Annotated in this window: 13 protein-coding genes; 10 read left to right on the top strand and 3 right to left on the bottom strand. The window is 75.4% G+C overall.

Annotated features, from left to right (window positions below):
- Positions 1 to 54: 54 nt before the first annotated feature.
- The 4 genes from WJX68_RS13915 to WJX68_RS13900 all read left to right on the top strand — a co-directional run bounded on the left by WJX68_RS13915 (position 55) and on the right by WJX68_RS13900 (position 4,638).
- Complete coding sequence (locus WJX68_RS13915) at positions 55 to 1,173, top strand: polyprenyl synthetase family protein (protein WP_340290756.1); 1,119 nt, start codon at positions 55 to 57, stop codon at positions 1,171 to 1,173.
- Between the two features lie 74 nt (positions 1,174 to 1,247).
- Positions 1,248 to 2,006, top strand: a complete 759-nt coding sequence (locus tag WJX68_RS13910) for a class I SAM-dependent methyltransferase (RefSeq protein ID WP_340290754.1) — start codon at positions 1,248 to 1,250, stop codon at positions 2,004 to 2,006.
- A complete protein-coding gene (locus WJX68_RS13905; RefSeq protein ID WP_422785703.1) occupies positions 2,003 to 3,607 on the top strand; it encodes an FAD-dependent oxidoreductase in 1,605 nt (534 codons plus the stop codon). The genes WJX68_RS13910 and WJX68_RS13905 overlap by 4 nt, the downstream gene beginning before the upstream one ends.
- A gap of 23 nt (positions 3,608 to 3,630) precedes the next feature.
- Positions 3,631 to 4,638: a DUF5914 domain-containing protein gene (locus WJX68_RS13900; protein WP_340290753.1), complete on the top strand. Its 1,008-nt coding sequence runs from the start codon at positions 3,631 to 3,633 to the stop codon at positions 4,636 to 4,638.
- On the opposite strand, the gene WJX68_RS13895 is transcribed toward WJX68_RS13900, so the two are convergent.
- Positions 4,617 to 5,423: an enoyl-CoA hydratase/isomerase family protein gene (locus WJX68_RS13895; RefSeq protein ID WP_340290751.1), complete on the bottom strand. Its 807-nt coding sequence runs from the start codon at positions 5,421 to 5,423 to the stop codon at positions 4,617 to 4,619. The genes WJX68_RS13900 and WJX68_RS13895 overlap by 22 nt on opposite strands.
- 66 nt (positions 5,424 to 5,489) lie before the next feature.
- Between WJX68_RS13895 and WJX68_RS13890 the strand changes: the two genes are divergently transcribed.
- On the top strand, positions 5,490 to 5,885 hold the full coding sequence (locus tag WJX68_RS13890) for a DUF3224 domain-containing protein (protein WP_340290750.1): 396 nt from the start codon (positions 5,490 to 5,492) through the stop codon (positions 5,883 to 5,885).
- Here WJX68_RS13890 and WJX68_RS13885 read toward each other — a convergent pair.
- A complete protein-coding gene (locus WJX68_RS13885; protein ID WP_340290748.1) occupies positions 5,870 to 6,913 on the bottom strand; it encodes an AraC family transcriptional regulator in 1,044 nt (347 codons plus the stop codon). The two genes, WJX68_RS13890 and WJX68_RS13885, sit on opposite strands and share 16 nt — an antisense overlap.
- Positions 6,914 to 7,038: 125 nt before the next feature.
- Here WJX68_RS13885 and WJX68_RS13880 point away from each other — a divergent pair, with 125 nt between their 5' ends.
- Genes WJX68_RS13880 through WJX68_RS13870 form a run of 3 tightly spaced genes read left to right on the top strand, consistent with a single transcriptional unit; the run spans position 7,039 to position 10,372 of the window.
- Complete coding sequence (locus WJX68_RS13880; protein WP_340290746.1) at positions 7,039 to 8,616, top strand: flavin-containing monooxygenase; 1,578 nt, start codon at positions 7,039 to 7,041, stop codon at positions 8,614 to 8,616.
- Complete coding sequence (locus WJX68_RS13875) at positions 8,616 to 9,485, top strand: SDR family NAD(P)-dependent oxidoreductase (RefSeq protein WP_340290744.1); 870 nt, start codon at positions 8,616 to 8,618, stop codon at positions 9,483 to 9,485. Before WJX68_RS13880 ends, WJX68_RS13875 begins: the two co-directional genes overlap by 1 nt.
- Positions 9,482 to 10,372 (top strand): alpha/beta fold hydrolase, encoded by an 891-nt coding sequence (locus WJX68_RS13870; RefSeq protein WP_340290742.1) that lies wholly within the window; start codon positions 9,482 to 9,484, stop codon positions 10,370 to 10,372. Before WJX68_RS13875 ends, WJX68_RS13870 begins: the two co-directional genes overlap by 4 nt.
- On the opposite strand, the gene WJX68_RS13865 is transcribed toward WJX68_RS13870, so the two are convergent.
- Positions 10,309 to 10,728, bottom strand: a complete 420-nt coding sequence (locus WJX68_RS13865) for an SRPBCC family protein (RefSeq protein WP_340290740.1) — start codon at positions 10,726 to 10,728, stop codon at positions 10,309 to 10,311. The two genes, WJX68_RS13870 and WJX68_RS13865, sit on opposite strands and share 64 nt — an antisense overlap.
- Before the next feature lie 71 nt (positions 10,729 to 10,799).
- Between WJX68_RS13865 and WJX68_RS13860 the strand changes: the two genes are divergently transcribed.
- Together WJX68_RS13860 and WJX68_RS13855 are read left to right on the top strand one after the other, a co-directional pair.
- Entirely contained in the window at positions 10,800 to 12,161 is a 1,362-nt protein-coding gene (locus tag WJX68_RS13860; RefSeq protein WP_340290738.1) for a PQQ-dependent sugar dehydrogenase, read from the top strand.
- A 77-nt stretch (positions 12,162 to 12,238) separates the two neighbouring features.
- Positions 12,239 to 12,937 carry a hypothetical protein gene (locus WJX68_RS13855; RefSeq protein WP_340290736.1) on the top strand — a complete coding sequence of 233 codons (699 nt, stop codon included), beginning with the start codon at positions 12,239 to 12,241 and terminating at the stop codon, positions 12,935 to 12,937.
- The last annotated feature ends 72 nt before the right edge of the window (positions 12,938 to 13,009 follow it).

Raw genomic sequence — 13,009 nt, 5'->3', positions numbered from 1 at the left:
GGACGCCGACGTCCGGCCGCTGCACACCCAGGCGACCCGGCGGGAGGCCGCGCGATGTTCGTGGAGACCGGACAGGCCCAGCGACGGGAGCAGGCTCCCACCCACCCGGGCTGGGCCGAGGACGTCCGGGCGCGGGTCCGCTCGCACGTCGACGACACCGTGCGGCGGCGCTGCGACGAGCACGTGCACTCGATGCGCGGGTCGGACTTCGTCGCCGGGGTCCTCGCCGACTTCGTCGGCCGGGGCAAGTACCTGCGCTCGATGTTCGGCTACCTCGGCTGGCGGGCCGCCGCGCCCGAGTCCCCGGCCGCGTTGCAGGCCGTCTCGGGGCTGGAGCTGCTGCACGCCTTCGCCCTGCTGCAGGACGACGTCATGGACCGCTCGCTGCTGCGCCGCGGCCGCCCGACCGTGCACGTCCAGCTCGCCTCCTGGCACCGCGGTCAGGGCATGTCGGGCAGCCCGGAGCGGTTCGGCGAGTCCGGCGCGGTGCTGCTCGGCGACCTGTGCCTGGTGTGGGCCGAGCAGGCGATGCGCGAGAGCGGGCTGCCGCGCGCGGTGCTGGAGCGCGGGTGGCCCCGCTACGACGAGATGCGTTCCGAGCTCGCCGTCGGCCAGTTCGCCGACCTGCTCAACGAGGCCCGCCGCGTCCCCACCCTCGACGAGGTCATGGACGTGCTGCGCCGCAAGTCCGGCAACTACACCGTGCGCCGCCCGCTGGAGCTCGGCGCGGCGATGGCCGGCGCGTCGCCCGAGCTGCTCGCCGTGCTCGGCGACTACGGCACGATGGTCGGCGAGGCGTTCCAGATGCGCGACGACGTGCTGGGCGTGTTCGGCACCGACGCCACCGGCAAGACCACCGGCGACGACCTCGCCGAGCGCAAGGCGACCAGCCTGGTCGTACTGGCCCGCGAGCTGGCCGGGCCGTCGACCCGCGGCGCGCTCGACGCCCTGCTGCACGGCTGCGACGAGACCGACGGTCCGGTCGACGTCGTCGCCGCCCGCCTGGCCATCGAGTCGACCGGCGCCCGGCGCCGCCTCGAGGAGCTCATCGGCACCCGGGTCGAGGGCGCGCTGCGCCTGGTCGACGGCGCGGTCGCCGACGGGATCCTCGGCGAGGACGTCGCCGCCGTGCTGCGGGCGATGGCGGTGCGCTGTGCCGACCGGATCTCCTGAGCCGGACGCGGCTGTCGCGCAACGGGTCCCGGCCCGCCGCGCCGGGCACGGCACGCGGTCCTAGGCTCGCGAGCATGGCCGACCGCTCCCCGTCCCCCGCTCCCCGCACCGGCACCGTCGGACGCGCCGGCCTCCCCCGCGACGAGGTCCCGACCCACTTCGACGACGGCGCGGGCGACTACGACCGCCTGGTCGGGATGAACCCCGGCTACCACGACCACCTGCGCGCCTCGGCGATGCGCATGCGCCTGCCGCGCGACGGCGCCGGGCTGCGGCTTCTCGACGCGGGCTGCGGCACCGGGGCCTCCACCGCGGCCCTGCTGGGCGTCGCCCCGCGCGCCGAGATCGTCGCCGTCGACGCCTCGGCCGGGATGCTGGAGCGGGCGCGGACCAAGCCGTGGCCGGCGTCGGTGCGGTTCGTGCACTCCACCGCCGAGGCACTCGCCGAGAACGGCGTCGACGGTCCGTTCGACGGGATCCTGGCCGCCTACCTGCTGCGCAACCTCGACGACCCCGACGCCCAGCTCCGGCGCTTCCACGACCTGCTGCGCCCCGGCGGGGTGCTGGCCCTGCACGAGTACTCGGTCGCCGACTCGCTGCGCGCCCGGCTGTCCTGGCACGCGGTGTGCTGGGGGATCATCGTCCCGCTGGGCCGGGCGACGACCGGCGGGACCGCGCTCTACCGGCACCTGTGGCGCAGCGTGAACACCTTCGACGGCATCGGCCGGCTGCGCGACCGGGTCCGCGGCGCCGGGTTCGACGCCGTGTGCTCCGAGACGATGACCGGCTGGCAGAACGGCGTCGTGCACACCGTGCTGGGGACGCGTCCGTGACCGCCCGCCCGACCGACCCCCGCCGGGTGCGCCACGAGCCCGCCGGCGGGCTCGGCGACGCCGGGCAGCTGGGACGGCGCCCGCGCGCGGTCGTCGTCGGCGGCGGCATCGCCGGGCTGGCCGCGGCGACCGGGCTGGCCGAGCGGGGCGTCGTGGTCGAGGTCCTCGAACGCGAGCCCTACCTGGGCGGGCGGGTCGGCGGCTGGTCGGAGACGCTGCCCGACGGCACGCGGGTGTCGATGAGCCGTGGCTTCCACGCGTTCTTCCGCCAGTACTACAACCTGCGGGCGCTGCTGCGCCGCGGCGACCCCGGCCTGGAGCGGCTGGTGGCGCTGGAGGACTACCCGCTCGTCGACGCCGACGGCCACCGCGACACCTTCCGCGGGCTGCCGCGCACGCCCCCGTGGAACGCGGTCGCGTTCGCGCTGCGCAGCCCCACCTTCCGCCCGGCCGACCTGGTGCGGCTCGACGCGCGGGCCGCGGCGCCGCTGGCGAACGTCAGCGTGCCCGGCATCTACGAGGCCATCGACGGCGTCGACGCGCAGAGCTTCGTCGAGTCGATCAACTTCCCGCCCGCCGCCCGGCACCTGGCGTTCGAGGTGTTCTCGCGCAGCTTCTTCGCACCGCCGTCGCGGATGTCGGCCGCCGAGCTCGCGACGATGTTCCACATCTACTTCCTCGGCTCCTCCGAGGGTCTGATGTTCGACGTGCCCGACGACGGCTTCGACACCGCGCTGTGGGAGCCGTTGCGGCACTACCTGACCACCCGCGGCGTGACGTTCTCGACCGGGGTGACGGTGTCCTCGCTGGAGCGCGGCGGGACCGTCGAGGGTGGACGGTTCCACGTGAATCATTCCGACGGCGGTACCGACGCCGACGCCGTCGTCCTCGCGACCGACGTGCGCGGGCTGCGCTCGGTCGTGGCCGCGTCCTCCGACCTGGGCGAGCCGGTCTCCACCGTCGACGGACCCGGCGCGCTGGAACGCTGGCGCGCCGACGTCGCCGCGCTGGGCAGCGCGCCGCCGTTCCTGGTGCAGCGGCTCTGGCTCGACACCCCGGTCGACGCGTCCCGCCCGCCGTTCCTGGGCACCGGCGGGCTCGACCCGCTCGACAACGTCTCCGTGCTCGACCGCTACGAGCACGACGCCGCCGCCTGGGCCGCCCGCCACGGCGGCTCGGTGGTGGAGCTGCACGCCTACTCCGCGGCACCGCCGCCCGGCGTCGACGACGACGCCTGGACCGCCGGGCTGCGCGAGCGCTGCGTCGCGCGGCTGCACGAGCTCTACCCGGAGACCGCGCGGGCCCGCGTGGTCGGCGAGCTCGTGCAGTGGCGCGAGGACTGCCCGATGTTCGGCGTCGGGGACTTCGCCCGCCGCCCGACCGTCGCCACCCCCGTCGACGGCCTCGTGCTCGCCGGCGACGGCATCCGCATCGACCTGCCGGTCGCGCTGATGGAACGCGCGGCCAGCACCGGGTGGCAGGCCGCGAACCGGCTGCTCGCCGGCTGGGGCCTGGCCGGCCACCCCCTCGAGACCGTCCCCACCACGGGCCGCCTGGGCCCGCTGCGCCGCGCCGCGCAGTACGCGATGCGCGCGCGCTGACCCACCCGCGAAGGAACCCCGCCATGACCCTGCTGACCCGACTGGCCCGGAGCTGGCCGTCGCACTGGCCGCTGCAGCCGCTGCCGTCCCAGGCGTGGGCGGCGCAGAGGCCCACCTACGCCGGCGCCGACCCCAAGCTGATCTCCGCGGCGCTGGAGCGGGCGCAGGCCCGGCCGTCGGGGAACTGGTTCGTGCTCGCCGCGAGCCGGGAGGTCCGCGGCGACCGGCCGTTCGGCACCCGGATCGGCGGGGTCGAGCTCGCGGCGTGGCGCGAGCAGGACGGGACGGTCCGGGTCGGGCCCGGTGCCTGCCCGCACCTGGGCGCGCCGATGGCGCTGGCCGCGGTGGACTGCGGCGAGCTGGTGTGCCGCTGGCACGGTCTGCGCCTGGGTGCGCGGTCCGGTCCGGGCTGGGCGGTCCACCCCGCGCACGACGACGGCGTGCTCGTCTGGGTGCGCCTGGACGAGGTGGGCGGCGAGGAGCCGACCGACGCGCCGGTGGTCCCGGCCCGCCCGGACGGCGCGGTGCTCGACGCCGTCACCACGCTGACCGGGGTGTGCGAGCCGGAGGACATCGTCGCCAACCGGCTCGACCCCTGGCACGGGGCGTGGTTCCACCCGTACTCCTTCCAGCACCTCACGGTGGACTCCGCACCCGGGGTGACCGACGTGGCCGAGTCCGAGGACCGGTTCCTGGTGACCGTGACCTTCAAGGTCGGGCCGGGTGTCGGCGTACCGGTGCGGGCGGAGTTCGTGTGCCCGGAGCCGCGCACGGTCGTCATGCGGATCGTGGAGGGCGAGGGGCTCGGCTCGGTCGTCGAGACCCACGCGACGCCGCAGGGCCCCGGGCCCGACGGGCGCCCGCGCACCTCGGTGATCGAGGCCGTCGTCGCGGGGTCGGAGCGGCGCGGCTTCGCCGTGGCGGCGCGGCTCGCGCCGGCGATCCGCCCGGCGATGGCCGCGGCGGCGACGAAGCTGTGGCGCGACGACCTCGACTACGCCGAACGCCGCTACGAGCTGCGCGCCCGCTGACCGAGCTGCCACTCGCCCCGGAAGTCCGGCTCGGTGCGCTCGGCGAACGCGGCGAACCCGGCCGGGGCGTCGGTGGCGAAGTTGACCGCCTGCGAGACCGCCTCGGCGTCGAGCGCCTCGGCGAACGACGAGCGCGACCCGGCGTGCAGCATCGCCCTGGTCCGGGCGAGCGCGACGGGCGGGCCCGCCGCCAGTCGCCCGGTGAGGTCCTCGACGAAGCCGGTGAGCTCGTCCGGGTCGACGACCCAGGTCACCAGGCCCAGCTCGCGCGCCTCGTCGGCACCGATCGTCTCGGCGAGCAGCGCCAGGCGCTTGGCCTGCTGCATCCCCACCAGGCGCGGCAGCAGCCAGGACCCGCCGAAGTCCAGCGACAGGCCGCGCCGGGCGAACACCTGGGAGAACCGCGCCGCCGGGGTGGCGACGACGAGGTCGCAGCCCAGCGCGAGGTTCCAGCCCGCGCCGACCGCGACGCCGTCGACGACCGCGACGGTCGGCACGGGCAGCTCGTGCAGCAGCAGCGCGACGTCGTTGACCCGGCGCATCGACCGGGTCGGGTGCTCGGTCCGCGCCCGCGGCGGGGTCCCCAGGTCCGCCCCGGCGCAGAACGCGCCCCCGGCGCCGGTGACGACCAGCACACGGACCGACTCGTCGGCGGTGGCGTCGGTGAGCGCGGCCCGCAGCGCGTCCCAGAGCGCGCGGTCGATCGCGTTGCGCCGGTGCGGCCGGTTCAGGGTCAGCGTCAGCACCGCGCCGTCGTGGCGGGTCAGCAGCACCGGGTCGGACACGGGCGGCCCCCTTCGTCGTGCCCCGCTCCGTCGCGGGGCACCGGTCACCCTGCCACGATGGAGGTCATGACCGACTCCGGTACCCGCGCCGAGGCAGCCTTCACCGTCGACTCCTGGGAGGAGGCCCCCTACGACGAGCCCGGCCAGGGCCCACGGCTCACCCGCGTGACGGTGCGCAAGACCTACGCGGGACGTATCGACGGCACCGGGGTGGCCGAGGTCCTGACCAGCCAGGGCGACGCGGGCAGCGGCTACGTCGCCTCCGAGCGGGTCGTGGGGACCCTCGACGGCCGCGCCGGCACCTTCGTCGTGCAGCACGGCGGGCTTGCCCACCCCGACGGAACCCTGAGCACGTTCGGCAGCATCGTGCCGGGGTCGGGGACCGGTGGGCTCGGCGGGCTGTCCGGGACGGCGGGCGAGGGCGCCCGGGGGGTCCTGACGCTGGACTACCGGCTCGGCTGAGATCCGGCCGGTCCCGCGGGCCCCGCCTGGCGCACCGCGCGCGGTGGCGCCCCGAACCAGCGGCGCGCCGCGCGCGAGAGCGCCGACTGCTCGGCCAGCCCGACCATGGCCGCGACCTGCGTGAACGGCAGGTCGGTGCGCACGATGAGCCGCTCGGCGGTGTCGCGGCGGGCGTCGTCGACGACCTGCTCGAAGGTCGTGTCCTCCGCGGCGAGGTGGCGCTGCAGGGTCCGCGGGTGCACGCGCAGCAGCCGGGCGACGTTGTCGATCCGGACCGGGCCGGACCCCAGGGAACGGTCGACGGCGGCCCGGACGCGGTCGGTGACGGTCCGGCCGGGCCGGTCGAAGTGGGTCTCCAGGTACTCGATCGCGATCGCGCGCACGGTCTCGTCGCCGCCGGCCAGCGGGCGCCGGACGAGGTCGGCGGGCACCCGCAGCACCGCGGCCGGCCGGGCGAAGCGCACCTCGGCGCCGAAGAACTCGCGGAACCGCGCGGGGTCGGCGGGCTCGTCGTGCGGCAGGTGCACCGAGCGCAGGCCGTACGCCCCGCCCGACAGCAGCGCGACGATCCGGTGCAGCACGCCGACCCCGAGGTCGGCGACCTGCGGCGGCAGCGGGTCGGTGCTGCCGTACTCCAGCCCGGTCACCCCGGCCACGCCCTCCGGGTCGGGCACCGCGCCGATCGTCAGGGCCGGGCTGTGCACGTAGAGGTAGCGCGACGCGCAGTCCAGCGCGTCGCCCAGCGTCGCGGAGTTCTGCACGGCGACGGCGAGCGGGCCGAGGATCTCCGGGCCCTGGCGCTGGGCCAGCCGCAGCCCGAGGTCGGCGCAGCCCAGCTCGGCGGCCGCGGTCTCCAGCACCCGGGCGACCGAGCGGGTCGGGACCAGGGCGTCCGGGTCGGAGCCCTCGACGGCCTCGACCGGGATCCGGAACCGCGCGAACAGCTCGGCTCCGTCGCCGCCGAGCTCCCCGACCAGCGCGGGCAGGCCGCGCAACGCCCTCGCCCGGGTGAGTGATCCCGTCCCCATGTCGTACGAAGGTAAGTTCTTGTCGCGCGAAGTCAAGTTACTCCGGGTAGGTTCAGTGCAGACTGGAGCCCGGTCGACAGAGTCACGTTCGCCGGCGCGGACGGCGCCCCGATGAGGAGGACCCCATGACGCAGGCCAGCACGTCATCCGGGACGGAGGGCGTCGCCCCCGCCCCCGAGCACCGCGACGTGATCATCGTCGGCGCCGGGCTGTCCGGCATCGGTGCCGCGGCCCGGCTGCACCAGGAGCTCCCCGGCAAGGACTACGCCATCCTCGAGGGCCGCGAGAACATCGGCGGCACCTGGGACCTGTTCCGCTACCCGGGCATCCGCTCGGACTCGGACATGTTCACCCTCGCCTACCCGTTCCGGCCGTGGCGCGAGCCGAAGTCGATCGCCGACGGCGCCGACATCCGCCGCTACATCACCGAGACCGCCCGCGAGTACGGCGTCACCGAGCGGATCCGCTTCGGCACGAAGGTCGTCGGCGCGTCCTGGGACTCCGCGACCGCGCGCTGGACCGTCGACACCACCACCGCGCAGGGCCCGAAGCGCTACACCTGCTCGTTCCTGTTCATGTGCTCGGGCTACTACGACTACGACCAGGGCTACCAGCCGGAGTTCCCGGGCCTCGAGGACTTCGCCGGCACCTGGGTGCACCCGCAGTTCTGGCCCGAGGACCTCGACCACACCGGCAAGAAGGTCGTCGTGATCGGGTCCGGCGCCACCGCCGTCACCCTGATCCCCTCGCTGGCCGACAAGGCCGAGCACGTGACGATGCTGCAGCGCTCGCCGTCCTACCTGACGGTGCTGCCCAGCAAGGACCCGGTCGCCGACCAGCTGCGCCGCTTCCTGCCCGCGAAGGTCGCGCACGCGATCCTGCGCCTGCAGTACGTCACCCTCACCCAGGCCTTCTACCAGCTCGCCCGGCGCCGCCCGGAGCGCGTGAAGAAGGTGCTGCGCGGGCTCGCCCTGAAGTTCCTCAAGGACGAGTCCTACGTCGACGAGCACTTCACCCCCAGCTACGACCCGTGGGACCAGCGCCTGTGCGTGATCCCCGAGGGCGACTTCTACAAGTCGATCAACCGGGGCGAGGCGTCGGTGGTCACCGACCACATCGACCGCGTCACCGAGAAGGGCATCCGGCTGCGGTCCGGGCAGGAGCTCGAGGCCGACGTGATCGTCTCGGCCACCGGGCTGTCGCTGAGCCCGCTCGGCGGCATCACGATCCACGTCGACGGCGAGCAGGTCGACATCGGCAAGACCGTCACCTACCGCGGGCTGATGCTGTCGGGCATCCCGAACCTCGCGTTCTGCATCGGCTACATCAACGCGTCCTGGACGCTGCGCGCCGACCTCGTCGCCCGCTACGTGCCCAAGCTGCTGGCGCTGATGGACCGCGAGCGGATCGCGATCGCCACCCCGGCGGCGACCGTGTCCCCGGACCGGCCGCTGCTCGACATCGAGTCGAACTACGTCAAGCGCTCCGAGCACCTGTTCCCGCGCCAGGGCCGCAAGGACCCGTGGCGGCTGCGCCAGAACTTCTTCCTCGACGCCGTCGGCCTGGGCCGCGCGGACCTGCGCCGCGACATGATCCTCACCCCGGCCTCGGCGCTCGGCGCCCGCGACGCGGTCGTCACCAGCCCGTCGCAGGCGGGCATCGCCGCCGACGCGCCGGCCGCCCCGACGGAGGTGGCTTCCTGATGGCCCGCGCCCCGTTCCGCTTCGCCGAGGGCACCGCGGTCGTCACCGGTGCCGCCGGTGGCATGGGCGAGCACGTCGCGACGCTCCTGGGCGAGCGCGGCAGCGACCTCGTGCTCGTCGACCGCGACGGCGAGCGCCTCGACGCCGTCGCCGCCACGATCCGGGCCAAGCACCCGGGCCTGTCGGTGACCACCGAGACCGTCGACCTGGCCGACCGCGACGCCGTCGACGCGCTCGCCGCACGCATCCTCGCCGGGCACCCGGAGATCCGGCTGCTGGTCAACAACGCCGGCGTCGCGCTGGGCGGCGACTTCGCCCGGCTGACCCTCGACGAGTTCGACTGGGTCATGGACGTCAACTTCCGCGCCCCGGTGCGGTTGACCCACGCCCTGCTCCCCGCGCTCACCGCGCGCCCCGGCGGGCACGTGGTCAACGTGTCCAGCCTGTTCGGGCTGATCGCCCCGCCCGGGCAGTCGGCGTACTCGTCGTCGAAGTTCGCGATCCGCGGCTTCTCCGAGGCGCTGCGCGCCGAGCTGGCCCAGGTCGGCGCGACCGTCACCACCGTGCACCCGGGCGGCATCCGCACCGGCATCGCGGCGAGCGCCCGCGTCGGGGTCAACATCCCCGCCGAGGAGGCCGAGCGCGGCAAGCGGGACTTCGAGAAGCTGCTGACCTTCCCCGCCGAGAAGGCCGCCGCGCTGATCGTCGAGGCGATCGAGAAGCGCCGCCCGCGGCTGCTCATCGGCATCAGCGCGAAGGTCCCCGACCTGCTGGCCCGGCTCGCCCCGGCGAACAGCCTGGCGATCTTCGGGAAGATCGTCGGTGCATCGGGGAACGCGAAGAAGGCGGCGGGAGCGCGGGCCCGATGAGCACCGGCCCCACCGACCGCACCGTCGACGTCGGCGGCACCCGGATCCGCGTGCGCGAGTCCGGTGACCCCGCCGGCGAGCCGGTGCTGCTGCTGCACGGCATCGGCCGCAGCCTGGAGGACTGGGACCCGCAGCACCCGTACCTGTCCGAGTACCGGGTCGTCGCCGTCGACCTGGCCGGCTTCGGGTACTCCGACCGGGTTCCCGGCCCGGCGACGCTGGAGAAGCTCGCCGACACCGCGCTCGCCACGCTCGACGCGCTCGGCGAGACCCGCCCGGCGCACGTGCTGGGCAACTCCCTGGGCGGCGCGGTCGCACTGCTGATCTCGACCCGGCACCCGCAGCGGGTCGCGTCGCTGGTGCTGGCCGACCCGGCCGGCTTCGGCGCCGAGGTCACCCCGTCGCTGCGCGTGCTCGGGGTGCCCGTGCTGGGCCGGTTCCTGCTCGGCCACCTCGACGCCCGCGCCGCCCGGCGCGCGGAACGGTCGCTGTTCGTGGACGGCTCGCTGGTCACCGACGAGCGGGTCGCCCGCGCCGTCGAGATCGGGAAGCGGCCCGAGTTCGTGCAGACCTTCGCCGAGATCGCCGCCGAGCTGGGCACCGTGCGCGGCGTCCGTCCGGGCTGGCGCCGCGCGCTGCTCGACGCGGCCGCGCGGGCGCCGAAGCCGACGCTGGTCGTGTGGGGCGAGCGGGACCTGATCCTGCCCGCCGCGCAGCTGCGCACCGCGGCGCGGCTCCCGCAGGTCACCACGCACGTGTTCGGCCGGGTCGGGCACATGCCCCAGATCGAGGTGCCGGAGGCGTTCGCGACGCTGGCGCTCGATCACCTCGCCCGGGCGGGCCGCCGGACCAGCATCTCCAGCGAGAACCGCGCGGGCACCAGGTAGGGCAGCACCACGGCGGGCGCGCCGCGCACGGTCAGCCAGGTCCGGGTACCGGCCCCGGAGGCGCGCACGCCGTGGTCCAGGGTCAGCCGCTCCGCGTTCAGCACCGACGACGCCGCACCGAGGGAGACGTCCCAGCTCCAGGTGCGGGCCGCCTCGTCGACGCCGGTGACCGCGAAGGTCACCCGCACCCCGAGTGGCCCGCGCACGTGGCCGGTCGAGCCGGGCCGGATCCGGCCGTCGGAGCAGTCGACGCCGAGGATGTAGGGCGCCCACTCGGGCCAGCGGGCGGGCACGGCGTAGCGCTCCCAGACCTCGTCGGCGGGCAGCGGGCCGCGGGCGTGCAGTGTCAGGCGCATCGCCGTCGATCCTGGTGGGTCGGCGGGTTCGTCGCGCGGCGACCCCGGCACCCCGCGTAGCGTCACCGATCATGCGGATCGTCCGGATCGCCCCCTGGGCCGCCGCCCTGGCCACCGCGGCCGTGCTGGCCGGCTGCGGGACGGGCCCCAACCCGGTGACCAACGTCCTGTCGGGCGCCGAGGCACCGGTGGCCGCCGCGGCGGCGGGTCTCGTGCCCGTCCCGGTGACGGTGCCGCCGGGCGCCGGGACCGCCCCGTTCGACCAGCCGCGCGAGGCCCTCGTACCGGCCGGCTGGACGGTGTCGGTGTTCGCGCGCGTCCCCAACGCCCGGCTGGCCGTGTGGACGCCGCAGGGCGAGCTGCTGGTCTCCGTGCCCGACGACGGCCGGGTGCTGGCCCTGTCGCGCACCGGGCAGCAGCGCACCCTGCTGGAGGGGCTGACCCAGCCGCACGGCCTGGCGTTCTCCCCCGGCGGCGGCACCCTCTACGTCGCGGAGTCGAACCAGGTGTCGGCGTACCGCTGGGCGGACGGCGCCGCGAGCGCCGCCCGGGTCGTGGTGCCCGGCCTGCCCGACGCGAACTCCCCCGACCTGCGCGGCGCCTACGGCCACGAGCTGAAGTCGGTGACGGTCGGCCCGGACGGCGCCGTCTACGTCTCGGTCGGGTCGACCGGCAACATCTCGGTGGCCGACCGGGACGCCACGCCGCAGCGGGCCTCGATCCTGCGGATGCCGCCCGGCGGCGGTCCCGCGCGGCCCTTCGCCACCGGGGTCCGCAACGGCACCGGGCTCGCCACCGCCCCGGACGGGTCGATCTGGACCGCGGTCAACGGCCGCGACAACATCCCCTTCCCCTACGACCGGCCCTACGGCGACGCGAGCGGGTCGTCGTACGGGACGGTGATCGACGCCTACGTCTCCGACCACCCGGCCGAGCCGCTCGCCCGGCTGAGCGCCGGCCGCGAACTGGGCTGGCCGTTCTGCAACCCCGACCCCGACGTCGAGCCCGGTGTCGCCGGCAGCGCCCGCGACCTCACCGACGTGCCGCTGGTCGCCGACGCCGAGCTGAACCCGGGCGGGCGGGCCATGGACTGCGCGGCGCTCGCGCCGGTGGAGCAGTCCTTCCCGGCGCATTCGGCCCCGCTGGGACTGTCGTTCACCCGGGGCGTGCTGCCCGCGCCGTACGCCGCGGGTGCGCTGGCCGGGGTGCACGGCTCGTGGAACGCCGACCCGCCCCGCGCGCCGGAGGTGTCGTTCTTCCCGTGGTCGGACGGGCGGCTCGGGCCCCAGAAGACCCTGGTCGGCGGGTTCCAGGACCCGTCGGGGAGCCGGTGGGGGCGCCCGGTCGCGGCCGTCGCCGGACCGGACGGTGCGGTCTACGTGACCGACGACGACGCCGGCGCCGTCTACCGGGTGGCGCCGCCCGGCCGGTGAGCCGGCCGGGTCTGCACGGCCCGTAACGACGCGGCAGCGCGGTGCGAGATCGCTGCACGACGGGGACGGGGGCCGGTATGGGTGAGCTGGACGAACAGCGTGCCGGAGACGTCTCGCACGACGAGCTGGCACGTCCGTCGCGGGCCGGCCGCCGGGCGACCAGCCATGAGCGCCGGGCCCTGCTGATGTCGGCACTCGCACTGGCCGCAGCCGTGGTCGGCACGGCGTTCTCCGGTGCGCAGACCCTCGTCGCGACGCAGTCGTTGCGCGACGCTCAGCGGCTGTTCGACGCGGCAGGGCCACAGCTCCGGGTCACCAGCAAGATCCTCGTGTGGAACGACGCCACGCCGCAGGACGTGTCCCATCTGAGTACCGACACCGATCCCGTGGTACCCGTCACCGACCCCGGGCGCGAGAGCTACCTCTACGTGCAGTTGCAGAACGTGGGTCGGGAACCGACCACGATCGTTGACATCGCGTACGACGTGGGCTTGCCCCGGCCGTGGCGGGCGAGCGATCTCAGCCCTCCCGGACAGACGTACAACGGGTGCAGCATCACCGGGATCGTCGGGCCGGGGGTGGAGCCGCCGCGACCGTGCTCGGTCGCGCTTCCCCACACGCTCGAGCCCGGGACCATCTACACGGTCACGCTCTACCTGCCGGTCACGGCTTCGACACTGCCCACGTCCTGTCCGGAGGGGGTCACGACCCGCATCGACGCGGTCGGTGTGGCCGGCTCGCCGGTCACTCACCTCGCCCGCTTCCGGCCACGGTGATCCCGGGGTGACGGGTCGGCGCGGGGTACCGTCCCGGGGGCACCCGCGGAGGGTTCCGAGGGGGGGCGACGC

This window comes from Pseudonocardia spirodelae, from assembly GCF_037727765.1.
GTDB classification, from domain to species: domain Bacteria; phylum Actinomycetota; class Actinomycetes; order Mycobacteriales; family Pseudonocardiaceae; genus Pseudonocardia; species Pseudonocardia spirodelae.
The sequence above is the reverse complement of the archived record's forward strand: the minus strand, read 5'-3'. Positions and strand labels throughout refer to the sequence as shown.

What these genes read in the sequence shown, in the direction of transcription:
- WJX68_RS13915 (WP_340290756.1), top strand. Translation starts at nt 55, where the DNA reads ATGTTCGTGGAGACCGGACAGGCCCAGCGACGGGAGCAGGCTCCCACC.
- WJX68_RS13875 (WP_340290744.1), top strand. Translation starts at nt 8,616, where the DNA reads ATGGCCCGCGCCCCGTTCCGCTTCGCCGAGGGCACCGCGGTCGTCACC.
- WJX68_RS13860 (WP_340290738.1), top strand. Translation starts at nt 10,800, where the DNA reads ATGCGGATCGTCCGGATCGCCCCCTGGGCCGCCGCCCTGGCCACCGCG.
- WJX68_RS13855 (WP_340290736.1), top strand. Translation starts at nt 12,239, where the DNA reads ATGGGTGAGCTGGACGAACAGCGTGCCGGAGACGTCTCGCACGACGAG.
- WJX68_RS13865 (WP_340290740.1), bottom strand. Translation starts at nt 10,728, where the DNA reads ATGCGCCTGACACTGCACGCCCGCGGCCCGCTGCCCGCCGACGAGGTC.
- WJX68_RS13880 (WP_340290746.1), top strand. Translation starts at nt 7,039, where the DNA reads ATGACGCAGGCCAGCACGTCATCCGGGACGGAGGGCGTCGCCCCCGCC.
- WJX68_RS13910 (WP_340290754.1), top strand. Translation starts at nt 1,248, where the DNA reads ATGGCCGACCGCTCCCCGTCCCCCGCTCCCCGCACCGGCACCGTCGGA.
- WJX68_RS13890 (WP_340290750.1), top strand. Translation starts at nt 5,490, where the DNA reads ATGACCGACTCCGGTACCCGCGCCGAGGCAGCCTTCACCGTCGACTCC.
- WJX68_RS13870 (WP_340290742.1), top strand. Translation starts at nt 9,482, where the DNA reads ATGAGCACCGGCCCCACCGACCGCACCGTCGACGTCGGCGGCACCCGG.
- WJX68_RS13900 (WP_340290753.1), top strand. Translation starts at nt 3,631, where the DNA reads ATGACCCTGCTGACCCGACTGGCCCGGAGCTGGCCGTCGCACTGGCCG.
- WJX68_RS13885 (WP_340290748.1), bottom strand. Translation starts at nt 6,913, where the DNA reads ATGGGGACGGGATCACTCACCCGGGCGAGGGCGTTGCGCGGCCTGCCC.